This is a genomic window from Mycolicibacterium psychrotolerans (assembly GCF_010729305.1).
GTDB lineage: Bacteria > Actinomycetota > Actinomycetes > Mycobacteriales > Mycobacteriaceae > Mycobacterium > Mycobacterium psychrotolerans.
The window spans coordinates 5134374-5148894 of the sequence record NZ_AP022574.1; the positions used below are offsets into that span (position 1 = coordinate 5134374).

The window sequence follows — 14521 nt, forward strand, 5'->3', positions numbered from 1 at the left end:
TAACCCTCGGCAGTGTCGGACCCTGTAGAAGACCTCGACTACAGGCGAAGCAATCTCGCACGAAGAAGCGATTCTGCGAGGGCGGTAGGGCGCCGCCTACTGCGTAGCTTCACCCCAGCGAGCGCTCGCAAACGTCGAGGACTGGGGGGAGGAGCTCGGCGATCTTCGCCCCCACTGCGTCGAACACGCTTCGAGCCCGTCCGATCGGATCCATGATGTCGGGCACCTGCTCTGCGGGGATGAAAGCGCGGCCATTAGACAAATCTTCAACGGTGCGCGCGTTTGTTAACAGTGCGATCTGCGCGGCTTCCGCGAGGGTAAATGTTCGGTGCAACTTCTGAGGAGCGATCTCGAGGACAGCCTCGCGGTGTTGTTTCGTCATACCCAGAATGAGATCCGCAGCGGAAGCCAACCGCGACGTGAGCTGTCGAGCTTGGAACGCGGACGGGTCACCACCTAACACCTGCAGAACAGCAGCAGATCCCGGGTGGATCGGATGCCCTATCACTGCGCGGATCCCCGCGCTAGAAAATCTCAAGCCTACCAACCGACGTTCACTCGCGAACTGCGCCGCGAGTCGCTCAGCGGTGGGTGATCGGCAGATGTTCCCAGTACAAACAAACAGAAGTTGCATTCAGATCCCTCGGGGAGCAGAGCGTCGGCCTAACGACCGTACGGCGTTGGGGGAACGCACATCCGGCCCCTGTCGCATCCGACGCCTTCCCTCGACCATGTGACGGCTGTAACCCGCATTGCAACCATCTCACACCTCACAAGCACGCAGTACCGTCGAGGAGTCCCAGCGAGTTACGGCGGCGAACATGCGTTACGTTTCATGTGCAACGAAGCTGCGCTCGTCTCGAGGACGTACATAAGGGGGTACTTTGCGCAACGTGGGAAGATGGCAGGAAGGGCAAATTGGCCCTGGGGGTGTCGAGGTCCAACCGGGCTGCAAAGTCCTGCAGTTCCACGGTGACCGTGTCATGCAAATCTCGGCAACTCCTGGCCGCCATCGCCGATTCATTCTTAACGGTGTTACACAGCAATGAGCGATAAGGCTAACATTCCGAAGGTCTCCGCAGTAATTCGCGCTTTCAATGAGGGACAGCACATCGGCCGCCTGCTGAAGGGACTTGAGCTACAAACCGTGAAACCGCACGAAGTTGTCTTAGTCGACTCCGGTTCGACTGACGACACCGTCGCGATAGCCGAGGCAGCTGGATGCGTAATAGTAAGAATTGCCAAGAATGAATTCTCATTTGGCCGGGCATTAAATCGCGGCTGCGAAGCCGCATCGGGCGATATACTTCTCTTCGCATCCGCACACGTGTACCCGGTCTACGACACGTATGTTGAGCACTTGACGAACGCATTCCGCCGACCAGGAGTGGCGATCGCTTACGGGCGTCAAGTCGGCGACGAACGAACAAAATTCTCGGAGTCGCGCGTAATGCTGAAGTGGTTCCCCACAGATAACATCTGGGATCAGAGTCATCCTTTTAGCAACAACGCGAATGCTGCGGTCCTTAAGACACTGTGGGAGACCTCTCCCTACGATGAAAGTTTGACGGGCCTAGAAGATCTAGATTTTGCCCAAAAGGCACTGAGCAGAGGCCACAAGATTGCCTACGTGGCGGATGCACCTGTGGTGCACGTACACGAAGAATCTTGGGGCGTTACGCGTAACCGATACCGGAGAGAAGCTATAGCCTACGCCCGCATCGTCGATGACTCCAAGATGTCGCTGTCCAGAGCCCTCGGTCTAGCAGTCTCAAACATCGCTGGCGACTACCTCGATGCCGCGAAGGCAAAGCGGTTGCGAGGCAATCTCTTGGGTATCCCAGCTTTTCGCTCAGCTCAATTCATTGGCGCCTGGGAAGGATTCCGACAGCCTGCTAACGTATCGGCGCGCCTGCTCGAACGCTTCTACTATCCAGCGGAGGCTCAAAAGGTGCCTGCTCCGATTGCGCCGGGCAGGAAGATTGTTTATTCAGAAGACATTTCATTTGGAGTTTAGCAGAGAACAATGACAAAGATAGCGGCTGTTGTGCCGATGCGCCATAATAGCGAAAGGGTGCCGGGGAAAAACTACCGCCGATTAGCGGGAATTCCTCTGTATCACCATGTGGTTCGAACCTTGAGCTCGGTCGACGAGATTGACCAGATAGTAATAGACACCGACAGCGACTTCATAGCATCCGATTGCGCAAAGTCGTTTCCCGAGGTCACGGTACTCGAACGTCCAGAACACCTGAGAGATGGCAATATCCCGATGAACGAAGTACTACTGAATACTTTAAATCAAGTCGACGCCGATATCGCACTTCAAACGCATTCGACGAACCCGTTCCTCAAGTCGAAAACGGTGTCCAGCGCATTGAGAAAGTTTCTCGAATCGCGCGGCGAAATTGATTCGATCTTTAGCGTGACACGACTTCAGGCCCGGTTGTGGGACGAGGCTATGCAGCCAGTCAACCATGACCCATCCGTATTATTAAGGACGCAAGACCTACCTCCCTTGTATATTGAGAACTCATGTTTTTTCATTTTCACACCGCAACTACTTCGGGAGCACCGGAACCGGATAGGGCTGCGTCCGTTCATGGTCGAGATGGCTCCGCTCGAGGCAGTTGATATTGATACGGAGGAAGACTTCTCTTTGGCCGAAGCGCTTGCGGAGCGGAGAGCCCTGACATATGACTAAGCCAGTCGTACTCATTACCTGTAAGCAAATGCAGGTTGAATTACCACATCATCGATCACGCATCGAACAACTTGGGTACACCGTAATAGCGCCTGATCTTGGTGACCGCCAACAATTCGAATCTTCCGATCTACTCGCAATGAGTTCTAATGTTGTGGGGATGATAGCGGGCGACGACCAACTGGATCGGCACTTTTTCGAGGGTTGCCCTCAACTAAAGACGGTAATCCGCTGGGGAATTGGGATGGATTCTGTCGACCGCGAAGCAGCTAAGCAACGTGGCGTGTCAGTCCGAAACACGCCAGGGGTGTTTGGAGCCGAGGTCGCGGATTCGGCGTTCGGCTACATTCTCAACCTTGCGCGGGGCCACATGATTATCGACGCATCTATTCGGCGCGGTGAGTGGCCGAAGTTCGAAGGAATCACGCTGGCCAATTCCCGTTTAGGCATTGTGGGGTATGGTGCTATAGGCCGCGAGATCGCCCGCCGTGGCCTAGGCTTCGGGATGGATGTTGTGGCATTCGATCCATTCGCAGCTCCTGAGTCGGCCGGCGCTTCTCTCATTGAGCTCGACCCTCTGTTGTCGAGCAGCAGATTTGTTGTCTTGGCCTGCCCACTGACAAGCGAAACTCGCCATTTGATAAATGCCCAGCGGCTGGCACATATGCGGGCAGACGCGTTCCTGATCAACGTAGCCCGAGGCCCTGTGGTACATGAGGCAGAATTGATTAAGGCGCTACAACAAGGGCGTCTGGCAGGCGCCGCTCTCGATGTGTACGAAGAGGAGCCCCTTCCTATAGAGAGTGAACTGCGGTCGCTCAGCAATGTGGTGCTTGGGGCCCATAACGCCTCGAACACCCGTGAGGGAGTGAAACGCGCTAGCACTACTGCAGTTGACTTCTTGATTGAAGAGCTCACGAGATGAGACGTGCTGTCGTCATTACTGGCGCTGCTGGTGGCATAGGGCAGGCACTCTGCGAACGGGCGCGCGCAGACGGATACCTTGCGATCGGTATAGATCTCCGCCCCAGCCCGGTGTCCGACATAAGTTACGAACTCGATCTACGTGATTCCGCGAACGTAATACGGCTTAGCCACCAGATTTCAGAAGAATTCGAACTGAAGGCCGTCATTCACAATGCGGCGGCGCAGCCGATCGGCGGGGCTGGTCAAACGCCGATAGCAGAGTGGACCGATATCCTCCGGACGAATGTAATCGCGGTCGACGCGCTCCTATCCGCGACAATTCACAATCTTGCATCAAACGAGGGTTCGGTGGTAGCGATAAGCAGCGTACACGCACGCGCTACGACGGGCGGTCTGACTGCTTACGCTGCCACGAAGGCAGCACTTGAGGGCTGGGTTCGCTCGGCAGCGCTTGACCTAGGACCGAAGATCCGTGTGAACGCTGTGTCTCCAGGTGCGATCGATACTGCGAAACTTCGCGAGGGCTTTCAGCGTTGGGAAGGCGCCTCAGTCGAGGACAGGATGGCGGCGCTGCGGAGCCGCACAGCACTCGAGCGAATCGGGAGTCCCAGCGACGTTGCTGCCGCCGTATCGTTTCTGATCAGCGAGGAAGCTACCTTTATCAGTGGCACCGTTATCACCGTCGATGGCGGCGCCACCGCCCGCCTCGGCTCGGAATAGAAGCTCCTTCGTTCCGAGGGTGTAGCGCGGCCTACCACCGATGACTGCCAAAAGTTCCGGAGTCGAAGAAATTTGGTCCTTGGATGAAGCTTCTAGGAAAGACCGGCCACGCAGCCTCGGTCTATATCCTATTGGCCGGCCTGCAGCGCGGCATGCCGCTGATTATCTTGCCATTCATCTCGCAGGTAATGCCCCCAGCTGAGTACGGTAAAGCGTCAATGTTGACTGCGTCCTCACTACTGCTGACAACAGTGCTTGCGCAACCCCTAGATTCTCTAGTCTTCCGTTCCGCCGCCCGCGACGACGACTCCTCGCCCGCTCTACTCCGCCTAACCGGCCTTTATTGCTACGTCGTCATGCCATCGGTGGGCCTGATGGCCGCTGGATTAGTTGCGTTGCTAGTACCAAGCTTCTTAGGGGTAAGTGGACATATTTGGAGTGTTGAGTTAGCTGCGGTAGGCTTTCTACCGGCCACGACTTGTTTCGCCCTGCCTGTTGTTCAGGCAACACAGGATTTGCGCAGGTTCGCATGGCTAGCTTTGACATCGATAACTTTTATGGCGGGATCGAAGATTGCGCTAGTTCTTATCTGGCCGCTCGGTGTGACCGGATGGGTGATTTCTGATCTGATCTCCGCGATGGCCTCTGCCGCTATCGCGTTACTTCTTGTACCTCCAGTGCGCGCCGCGATCACGTCGAGACATATCAGGTCGGCCTTGAGATTTGCGTTGCCACTCGTACCCCACAAAGCGTCATTTTGGGCCATTGCATCCCTCAGCAGACCTGTAATGGCCGCGGTATCGACACTCACCCAGGTCGGCTTGCTGTCCCTCGGATGGAATATAGCTTCCGTCGCCAACTTAATTCTGTCTGAAATAAATCGAGCCTCCATGCCCCAGTACTCTCGAGAAGAATTCCCGGCTCCTTCGAAAGCGACCCTTACAACGGTCAGGCTGCAGTTAGTACTCGCAGTAACCGTACCGGCACTGGTGGGGTCATCTCTCGCGCTGCTAGGGCAGTGGGTGTTCCCATCCTCTTACTGGCCAGCTTTTGCGGTCGTCGCGATCCTGCTGCTGGGACAAGCCTCGTACGGCTTGTACCTCGTTCCGGCAAATTTTCAGGTCCAAACGGCAGGAACAACCAGGCCGGTTGCATTGGCGTCCAGCGCCGGCGCTGCGTTAATGCTGATCCTGTTGTTGCTGGTTGGACGATCACAAGGCGCAATCGGCGCCGCTTATTCAATCGCTATTGGCTTTACGGCGATGTTGTTGATCGCCCTTGGCCTTGGTCGACTACTGAAATTGAACGTGCGTTGGCAGTCGTGGTGCCGGTGTTGGCCTGAGATGGTGTCTGGTGCTGCGGCGCTCGCAGTCGGTGTTGCGGCCGCCCTATCCCCTGTTGGCTCGGCGGGCGGCAAGTTACTCGGGGGATTAGGACTTGCCCTAGTCGCTACAGCCTTCTTGCTATGCCTACGGCCCATCGAGAGATAAAGCCGCGAATGTGTCACACTCGAACGAGTAATGTAGGACTGACACGGACATTCGGAACTATCGTTACAAGTAGGAGCATGACGTGGGCGACACGCCGGATCAAAAAGTGGTTGTAGATGAACAGTGGAAGCAATACGACTGGAAGCGACGCGTACTGATTAATGCGCTCGGCGAAGAAAGAGCTCGCGCATGGGCCAGACCGGTAAACCTCGTAGAGGCTACGCTCAAGAATCAGCTGACGCCGTTCGGACGCGCCAACAGGAACTACATCAAACGCTTCGCTAATATTCATGCAGGCAAACGATGCGTCATCATTGGCAACGGACCCAGCCTCAAAGAGACGAGTCTTGACTTACTTCGGTCTGAATTTACTTTCGGCCTGAATCGTATATATCTAATGTTCGACGAGCTAGGCTTCGACACTACGTACCATGTGGTAATTAATCGATTCGTCGTTGAGCAGTGCGCGAGCGACTTTCAACGTTTGAAGTCACCCCTATTCACCACCATCACCAACCGTGATCTGCTGGGCGACGGAAATTCAGTCGGATACCTGAACCGCATTGCCGGCCCGTGGTTCTCACGAGACGCCAGCAGAGGCATCTGCGAGGGCTACACAGTCACCTACGTAGCTATGCAGCTGGCGTATTATATGGGTTTCTCGGAAGTGATTCTGGTCGGCGTGGATCACAAATTCGCAGTTCAAGGCAAGCCAAATCAGTTGGTGGAGTCAACAGGCGCAGACGCCAGTCACTTCGACCCAAGGTACTTCGCACAAGGTTTCAAGTGGCAACTGCCCGACTTAGATAACTCGGAAATATCTTACACGCTCGCGCGCGATATGTTCGAGCGCTCTGGCCGCCGAATCGTAGACGCAACCGTCGGAGGTGCACTTGACATCTTCCCGAAAGTTCAGTTGGAGCAGATTCTTAGCCGCTGACTCTCGTCGAGCGCGATGAGTTGCGCCCACGAAGTTATCTCAACATCCGGAACTGGAACGCAAAGCGCCCACGGGTGTCTTCACCCGGCAGACAGCCAGGTATCACCTAGGGAAGTCGGAGATGGGAAAGGCCCCGCAGGGTAGTCCAAACCACAGGAAAATATTCTTGGATCTCTCGGTGTGCGCTGCGTCAACGAACTCGGACAAGCTGGCCCCGATGAAAGGTCCAGGACAAGACAGCTGCGACCCCGGCCCCAACGAGGCGCCGCAGCGGCGTCACATTTGCCAATAGAGCGGTCAAACGCACGTAACGATGGTGGGTGTCCGCCGACCCTAATGTGGCTTCCAGTGCGCCGAGGCGTATGGCCACGTCACCAATGGGTTGCCGAAGTTAGCCAGCTCGTTCCCAGGTGGTCGACCACGGGGCGATCCCAGATGCACACCGTGTAGGTGTGCTTGGCGTCTACCCGATGATTGTCTGGGTTCTCTAAACGAGAGACATCGAGCTTTTCGAGCGTCGAGCACCGGGCCCTCTCCTCGTTTACCATTCCCGGGGTGGGGGCTCTCTGTGGTTTGCTGATGTCGGCGCTGCCGGTAATACCGATCGTCCTCGTATTGCTGGATCGACGCCACCAGGATTGTTGGCCGACAGTCACAAGGACGACGAGTCGCCGAAACGCTTGCGCACGGAACGCCGCCACGCGGGTCGGTTGGATCCCGCCACCAGGAAAGGCGGCGGTATTTGGCACGCGCGCCCCTGCTCAGAGGACGGCTGCAGCTGCCGGTGCGACGTCCACCGGACTTTGGAGTCCACCGCCGCATAGGTGGTTCACTTTCTACAGGGGGGATTGAGTTGGCAACTGCTCTAGCAAGGTATGAGCGCTATTCGCGGCGCCGACTTCGAAACGCGGCGCAGTCACGGCAGCGTCTCGACATCCAGGGTTTGCGGATGGTGGCCGTGCTTACTGTGTTCGCCAACCATCTTTGGAACTGGCCTTCGGGCGGCTTCATCGGCGTCGACGTGTTCTTTGTGATCTCGGGCTTCCTCATCACCGGGAACCTGCTGCGGGATGCGGAGAAGCGTGGAACGGTGTCATTTCAGCAGTTTTACTGGAATCGTGTGCGGCGGATCGTGCCCGCAGCCACCGTCGTCCTGCTCCTCACCTATCTCGCGGCCGTGTTGGTGTTTCTGCCATTCCGCGCCCGAGAGGTGGGAGTGGACGCGATCTTCGCGTTCGCGTTCCTGTCGAACTGGTGGTTCGGTTTCAAAGGCACCGACTACTTCCGCGCCTCCACCGACACCGTGTCGCCGCTGCAGCACTACTGGTCGCTGTCGATCGAGGAGCAGTTCTACTTCGTGTGGCCCGCACTGATCTTCCTGATCAGTGTGTTCGTTCTCCGTAAGGCTTGGACCCACCAGCATCGGATGCAGCTCGCCGCCGCCGCGATGGGCGGCATCGTGGCGGTGTCCTTGGGGTGGGCGATCTACCGCACCCACACGGCGGCGATAGCCGCGTACTTCGACACGTTCTCCCGGGTGTGGGAGCTCGGCGTCGGCGCGCTGCTGGCCTGCTCCGTCGGGCTGCTCGAACGCATTCCAACCGCCTTGAAACCGCTCCTATCGTGGGCTGGGTTGGGGTTGATAGTGGCCAGTCTGTTCCTGCTCAGCGACGGAGCCTCCGGTTTCCCTGCTCCGTGGGCGCTCCTGCCTGTGGCGGGCGCCGCGCTGGTGATCGCCGCTGGCGTGGGCGGGGAGCCGCAGTATCAGGCGTTTCTCCGCAACCCACTTTCCGGGTACATCGGAGACGTCTCCTACTCGCTGTACCTCGTCCACTGGCCAATCATCGTGATCGTCGCCGAATTGATGAATAGCGGGCCCGGTTACGACCTGGCCATCATCGCGCTCGGATTCGGGCTTGCCATCGCGTCCTATCACTTCGTAGAAAACCCATTGCGCAAGGCGGACTGGTCCAAATTCCGCTACACAGCGCATGAAATACGCCGGCGCCGCTACGCCCCGCAGAAGTCCATCGAATACGCGGCGGTGGCCGCCCTGTCGCTGATTGCGGTCGGCGTGACCGCCTTCGCAATCCGCCCGGTCGAGCCGCCCACCCTGCCACCCAGCGTCATCGCGCAAGCGCCGGAGGCCGAGGCACCCGGCACCGCTCCCGTAGGACCGCTCGGCGCCGAGCTCCAGAACGAAATCGGCGAAGCCTTGAAAGCCACCGAGTGGCCCAACCTCACCCCACCGATGGAACAAGCAATCGGCGGGCAGATGGCCCCCAGCGAAGTCGTCGCCTGCGGCCAAGTCGACCTCTACAGCGTCGAAAAATGCACCTGGGGATCCCCCGACGCGCCGTTTCGCATGTTCGTCGTTGGTGACTCCATTGCGCTCGCCTACGCCGGTCCGCTGACGAAGCTTGTCGCAGACTCAAATGGTCAAATGCAAGTTCATGTCGCACCGTTAGCGGGCTGCCAATTCTCGAATGATCAAATCTTCAACGCGGACGAGAAGTCCGTCGCGGTGAACTACCCCAGGTTTTGTTCCGATCTTTATAGGAGGATCAGGAACATGCCCCGTCAGTATTCGCCGGAGTTTCGCGATCGTGCGTTACGGATGTTGGACACCACGATGGAGGCCTCGGAAGTATCGGAGTTCGAGGCGATTAAGTCTGTGTCGAGCAAACTCGGCATCTCTGAAGAGTCGCTGCGTCGATGGCGGCGCAAGGCTCAAGTCGATGCCGGGGAACGACCCGGGACGTCCAGCTCCGAGCACGCCGAGATCCGCCGCCTCAAGCGAGAAGTTGCCGACTTACGCAGAGCCAACGAGATTCTGAAGTCTGCGTCTGCGTTTTTCGCAGCGGAGCTCGACCGCCCCGCGACGAAATGATCGCCTACATCGATGCACATCGCGATCAGTTCGGGGTCGAGCTCATCTGTCGTATCTTGCGGGCAGCAATCCCGGGATTCCTCACCTCCCGGGGCTACCGAGCCGCCAGGACCCGCCCGCCCTCAGATCGCGAAATCCGCGACGAACAGCTGATCGCGGACCTGCGTGTGGTGCACCGGCAGAACTACTCGGTGTACGGGGTCAAGAAGATGCATCAGGCCATGAAACGTCGCGGCTGGCACCTAGGCCGCGAACAGACCCGACGCTTGATGCGCATGGCCGGCCTGCGCGGTGTGCAGCGCGGAAAGCCGGTGTTCACCACCGTCACCGACCCCGCTGCCGCCCGGCCCGCTGACCTGGTCAACCGTCAATTCAAGGCCCCGGCACCCAACCGGTTGTGGGTCGCCGACATCACCTTCGTACGCACCTGGCAGGGATTCTGTTACACCGCCTTCGTGACCGATGCCTGCACCAAGAAGATCGCCGGCTGGGCCGTCTCGGCCACGATGCGTACACACGACCTGCCGCTTCAAGCATTCAATCATGCCGTGTGGCAGTCGAATACCGATCTATCCGAGTTGATTCATCATTCCGACCGCGGATCGCAGTACTTATCGCTGACCTATACCGACCGACTGGCCGAACTCGGCATCGCACCCTCGGTCGGGTCCCGCGGCGATAGTTATGACAACGCCCTCGCCGAAGCCGTCAATGCCGCCTACAAGACCGAACTGATCAGCCGCGCTAAACCATGGCGGTGCGTGGACGACGTCGAGCTCTCGACTGCCGCATGGGTGGCCTGGTACAACCAGGAACGCCTGCACGAAGCCCTCGGCTACGTTCCACCAGCCGAGTACGAGGCCGCCCTCACCGGCGCCTCATACCCCGCGAGCCAGCCAACCCCGGCCCTCGCAACCGAGTAGGAACAAAACCCGGGGTAGTTCACGGCCTGTCCGGCCCGGAAACAGCACGCCGTCGACATGATCAATCAGACGAAACCCGCCGTTGTGTTCATCGCCGACTCCTACGCCCAAAAACACCTGATCGGCGGTGACCAGGACCTCACTACTGGCGAGTGGGCGACGGGTATGCAAACCATCGTCGAGAAGTTCCGGCGCAGCGCCGAGAAAGTGGTGTGGCTGTCCGCTCCCCCACCTGACAAGAACATCGCCGAATGCTACGGGAAACGCAGCAGCGCCCCAGCGGACTGTATTAGCGAGGTCCAAAACTACTGGATCGACATGGCGCAGGCCGAACAAGATGTCGCTGCGGCGGTCGAGGGGGTGTGGGTCGATTCGCGGCCTTGGTTCTGCAAGGACGCCCTCTGCCCCGCGTTCGTGGGGTCGACCCCCACCAAGCGGGACACCGCTCACCTCACGCGGGCTTACGGCGAAAAAATCACCCCAGTCATCGCTGAGACGCTGCGGAACGCGGGCGTGCTCCCCGCGACCGGCTAAAACGACTTCCTGCGCAATTCACTACTTGGTTAGCGCCTGCGCCAACAACCGCGTGCAGTTGGGTGTCAGCGACGAGGGCGTTGCTCTTAAGGTTGAGCACCGCGGCGACCCGCGACGGCAACAAGCGGTCTCCGTACCGCTCCGTCTCCTCCAGGTCCCCTTGTCCACCACCCTCGTTGTGAATGAGGGGTGGCTCTTCTCGTGTCTCACCGTGCTAAACGGCTACGTGGACGTCTTGGCGGTGTCCGTGGCCATGAAAAAGTCCTCACTGGTGGCCAAGTAGAGGTCCCCGCTGGTGGCCAGATAAAAGTCCCCGCCCCGTGTTCGTCGTGTCGATCAGGAACTGCGGGCCCCGATGGTGACGGTGAAGGTGCCAACCAAACGCCACCACCATCGGGGAGTTCCATTGAAGTCTGCGAAGGACCGCATGGACATCATTTCTGCCTACCAACAAGTCGGGTCATACCGAGGAGCCGCCGAGCTCTGCAAAACCACCCCCAAGACCGTAAAACTCATCGTGAGGAAGTTCGAGGCCGGCGGCAACGCACCGCCACGGGCGGAGCGGGCCCACAACTACGATGCGGTGACCGATCTGGTCACCGAGCGTGCGAGAAGTCCCAGGGTCGGATGTCGGCCAAGCGAATGCTGCCGATCGCCCGCGCCGCCGGATATGAGGGATCGGCACGCAACTTCCGTCGCCTGGTCGCCGAAGCGAAACTGTTGTGGCGCAACGAGCATCACCGTGGGCGCCGACCGGCGGTCTGGTCACCGGGTGAGTATCTGGTGATCGACTGGGCCCAGGCCGCACCGGGATTGCTCCTGTTCTGCGCGGTGCTGGCGTTCTCCCGGTGGCGGTTCGTCGCCTTCGCCACCGACCAGAGGGCCTCCACCACGTTGGCGTTGATCGCTGAAGCCTTCAACGCGATCGCCGGGGTTCCGGCGCGCGTGCTGGCCGACCGGATGGCCTGCCTCAAAGGCGGCGTGGTCGCCAACGTGGTGATCCCCACCGCTGAATACACTCGACTGGCAAGCCATTATGGCTTCGCGCCGGACTTCTGCCACGCCTCGGATCCCGAATCCAAGGGCATCGTCGAGAACCTGTGTGGCTACGCCCAACGCGACCTGGCGGTGCCCATGCTCACCGAGGCCAAGATCGCTGGAGTGCCGGTGGACCTACAGTCTGCGAACGCCGCAGCCAGAGCGTGGTGCGTCGAGGTCAACGCTGCGATTCACTCGGAGATCTAGGCCATTCCCGATGAACGATTAATCATCGAACGGGAAGTGCTGCAACCACTACCGTCGCTACGGTTGCAGATCGGGGCGCCACCGGTGCTCCGCAAGGTCGACCGACTGTCGTGTGTCCGGTATGCCTCGGCCCGCTACTCGGTACCCACTCGACTCATCGGAGCCAGCGTGGCGATGGTGCTCGATCACGGCGCGGTCTGCCTGGTCGAACCCAGCACCGGGATGATCGTGGCCGAGCATAAACTCGCAGCACCAGGTAGCGCCTCGATCCTGGACGCGCACTACGACGGGCCACGACCAGCGCCGCATCGCGGCCCACGCCCCAGGACGGGGACTGAGCAGCAGTTCTGTGCCTTGGGTACTGATGCCGAAGCGTTCCTCATCGGTGCAGCAGCGATCGGCAACACCCGCCTGGGCTCCGAGCTGGAAGTCCTACTCGGGTTGGGCGCCGCTCACGGCACGGACGCCGTGACCGCGGCGCTGCGCCGGGCGGTTGCGTTCCGGCGGTTGCGTGCCGCTGACGTGCGCTCCATCCTGGCCGCCGGCGCCGGAACCCCTCAACCACGCACCGCTGGGGATGCGTTGATCCTGGACCTACCGGTCGCTCCGACCCGATCGTTGGATGCCTACACGGTCATCCCGACCGCTGACGGCGGGGTTACGTCATGACCACCACACCATCCAAACTGGCCAAAGCCGTTGCACCCCTTTCGGTTCCTCCGCTGGCTGCGGATCTTGACGCCGGGTTACGGCGACTCAAGCTGGCCGCGATCCGGCGCACCGCACCCGACGTGCTGATCACCGCGAAGACCCAACACTGGACACCCAAAGAGGTGTTGCGGACCCTGGTCGAGACCGAGTTGGCGGCCCGGGACGCCTCCAACGTCGTCAACCGGCTCAAAGCCGCCGGCTTCCCGGTCACCAAGACACTTGAGTCGTTCGACGTGACAGTCTCCTCGATTCAACCGAAGGTCTTCGACTACCTCTCCAGTCTGGATTGGATTCGCACACAACAAAATCTGGCCATGATCGGACCCGCCGGGACGGGCAAGTCGCATACCCTGATCGGCCTCGGCGTGGCTGCCATCCATGCCGGTCACAAGGTCCGCTACTTCACCGCTGCCGATCTCGTGGAAACCCTCTACCGCGGCCTGGCCGACAACACCGTCGGCAAGATCATCGAATCCCTACTGCGGGTCGACCTGATCATCCTCGACGAGCTGGGCCTCGCCCCGCACGACGACACCGCAACCCAGCTGCTGTTCCGCCTCGTCGCCGGCGCCTACGAACGCCGATCCCTGGCCATCGGCTCGCACTGGCCATTCCAAGAATGGGACCGATTCCTGCCCGAGCAGACCACCGCGGTCAGCATCCTCGACCGGCTCCTGCACCACGCCACCGTCGTCATCACCGACGGCCAGTCCTACCGCATGAAGGACGCCCAACACCGGAAGGAGACACCTCAACCGAACTGAGAATCACCGCATGGGGTGGGTACTTTTATCTGGCCACCAGCGGGTACTTCCACTTGGCCATTGACAGGCGGCACGCTGCATCGATCAACCCCCGCTGAGGTCGAATCACATTGCTAAGCGCAAGCGAACGCGACGAGCAGAGTCCCAGCCGAGCCCAAGGGCCACCGAGACCGACAAGACTTCGACTAGACACCAATTCGTGGGAGGCAGCCAAGTCGAGACTGTAGTCGACGCCGGGCACTTGACGGGTAATGATTCGTCTTTTCAACGAGCTGGATGGCCAGAATGGCTGCGGCCGCGAGAAACAGCCCGGTGCCGATGCCTTCGTCGACAATGTCGGCCGCTTGGAGCGCCCGCTGAGTATCGCCGAGCCTAGACGGGCACGACGCTGCGGCGTACCACCGCAATCGACCTCGCTCCGGTGGACGATGTGGGCGCCATTTGGGTGGGTATTTGCAATCGCAAACGGGGCTTGTCAGCGCGCAACCTGGTAGCGACCACAATAGCCCATACCAGATTCACGATCCGATCTACAAAGCAAGTTCACTTTTACCGAAGACGAGCAACTGTCAAACTACACGAGCTGGTAACCCAGGCAGAGTCACTAAATGCATCGCCTTGGTTCGCGACGTCCATCCAGCGAATAACCAGCCCTTAGCGGTCCCTTGCCGCC

The 14521-nt window shown here is 59.5% G+C and carries 9 protein-coding genes, 3 pseudogenes and 1 other annotated feature; of the genes and pseudogenes, 11 read left to right on the forward strand and 1 reads right to left on the reverse strand.

The features are described 5' to 3' along the window. Window positions 1–109: 109 nt before the first annotated feature. The gene (locus tag G6N45_RS24850; protein ID WP_163726142.1) at window positions 110–634 is read right to left on the reverse strand and encodes an arsenate reductase/protein-tyrosine-phosphatase family protein; all 525 of its coding nucleotides are present in this window, start codon (window positions 632–634) and stop codon (window positions 110–112) included. A gap of 411 nt (window positions 635–1045) precedes the next feature. On the opposite strand from G6N45_RS24850, the gene G6N45_RS24855 reads away from it, so the two are divergent. The 11 genes and pseudogenes from G6N45_RS24855 to istB all read left to right on the forward strand — a co-directional run bounded on the left by G6N45_RS24855 (window position 1046) and on the right by istB (window position 13848). Next, entirely contained in the window at window positions 1046–2017 is a 972-nt protein-coding gene (locus G6N45_RS24855; RefSeq protein WP_163726145.1) for a glycosyltransferase family 2 protein, read from the forward strand. 9 nt (window positions 2018–2026) lie between these two features. Next, on the forward strand, window positions 2027–2704 hold the full coding sequence (locus tag G6N45_RS24860; RefSeq protein WP_163726148.1) for an acylneuraminate cytidylyltransferase family protein: 678 nt from the start codon (window positions 2027–2029) through the stop codon (window positions 2702–2704). Next, window positions 2697–3629, forward strand: coding sequence for a phosphoglycerate dehydrogenase (locus G6N45_RS24865; protein WP_163726151.1), 933 nt, complete (start codon window positions 2697–2699; stop codon window positions 3627–3629). The genes G6N45_RS24860 and G6N45_RS24865 overlap by 8 nt, the downstream gene beginning before the upstream one ends. Next, window positions 3626–4351: an SDR family NAD(P)-dependent oxidoreductase gene (locus G6N45_RS24870; protein ID WP_163726153.1), complete on the forward strand. Its 726-nt coding sequence runs from the start codon at window positions 3626–3628 to the stop codon at window positions 4349–4351. The genes G6N45_RS24865 and G6N45_RS24870 overlap by 4 nt, the downstream gene beginning before the upstream one ends. 152 nt (window positions 4352–4503) lie before the next feature. Next, window positions 4504–5841: a lipopolysaccharide biosynthesis protein gene (locus G6N45_RS28430; RefSeq protein WP_407664345.1), complete on the forward strand. Its 1338-nt coding sequence runs from the start codon at window positions 4504–4506 to the stop codon at window positions 5839–5841. A gap of 82 nt (window positions 5842–5923) precedes the next feature. After that, window positions 5924–6781 carry a 6-hydroxymethylpterin diphosphokinase MptE-like protein gene (locus tag G6N45_RS24880; protein WP_179965237.1) on the forward strand — a complete coding sequence of 286 codons (858 nt, stop codon included), beginning with the start codon at window positions 5924–5926 and terminating at the stop codon, window positions 6779–6781. Between the two features lie 784 nt (window positions 6782–7565). Continuing rightward, window positions 7566–8696, forward strand: a pseudogene (locus tag G6N45_RS24885) (acyltransferase family protein); the annotation flags it as partial. 657 nt (window positions 8697–9353) lie between these two features. Beyond that, a protein-coding gene (locus G6N45_RS24890) for an IS3 family transposase (protein WP_163729049.1) occupies window positions 9354–10594 on the forward strand; the annotation gives its coding sequence in 2 pieces (ribosomal slippage) (window positions 9354–9636 and window positions 9636–10594; 1242 coding nt in all). Then, window positions 9629–9745 (forward strand) — a sequence feature (AL1L pseudoknot). It overlaps the preceding gene by 117 nt. Before the next feature lie 36 nt (window positions 10595–10630). Continuing rightward, window positions 10631–11128: pseudogene (locus G6N45_RS24895) on the forward strand (SGNH hydrolase domain-containing protein); the annotation flags it as partial. A 406-nt stretch (window positions 11129–11534) separates the two neighbouring features. Further along, a pseudogene (gene istA / locus G6N45_RS24900) lies at window positions 11535–13042 on the forward strand (IS21 family transposase). After that, complete coding sequence (gene istB, locus G6N45_RS24905) at window positions 13039–13848, forward strand: IS21-like element helper ATPase IstB (RefSeq protein WP_163726164.1); 810 nt, start codon at window positions 13039–13041, stop codon at window positions 13846–13848. The pseudogene istA and the gene istB overlap by 4 nt, the downstream one beginning before the upstream one ends. The last annotated feature ends 673 nt before the right edge of the window (window positions 13849–14521 follow it).

Bases quoted from the DNA above. Each gene is read 5' to 3' on its own strand.
- G6N45_RS24850 (WP_163726142.1), bottom strand. From the start codon at position 634: ATGCAACTTCTGTTTGTTTGTACTGGGAACATCTGCCGATCACCCACC.
- G6N45_RS24855 (WP_163726145.1), top strand. From the start codon at position 1,046: ATGAGCGATAAGGCTAACATTCCGAAGGTCTCCGCAGTAATTCGCGCT.
- G6N45_RS24860 (WP_163726148.1), top strand. From the start codon at position 2,027: ATGACAAAGATAGCGGCTGTTGTGCCGATGCGCCATAATAGCGAAAGG.
- G6N45_RS24865 (WP_163726151.1), top strand. From the start codon at position 2,697: ATGACTAAGCCAGTCGTACTCATTACCTGTAAGCAAATGCAGGTTGAA.
- G6N45_RS24870 (WP_163726153.1), top strand. From the start codon at position 3,626: ATGAGACGTGCTGTCGTCATTACTGGCGCTGCTGGTGGCATAGGGCAG.
- G6N45_RS28430 (WP_407664345.1), top strand. From the start codon at position 4,504: ATGCCGCTGATTATCTTGCCATTCATCTCGCAGGTAATGCCCCCAGCT.
- istB (WP_163726164.1), top strand. From the start codon at position 13,039: ATGACCACCACACCATCCAAACTGGCCAAAGCCGTTGCACCCCTTTCG.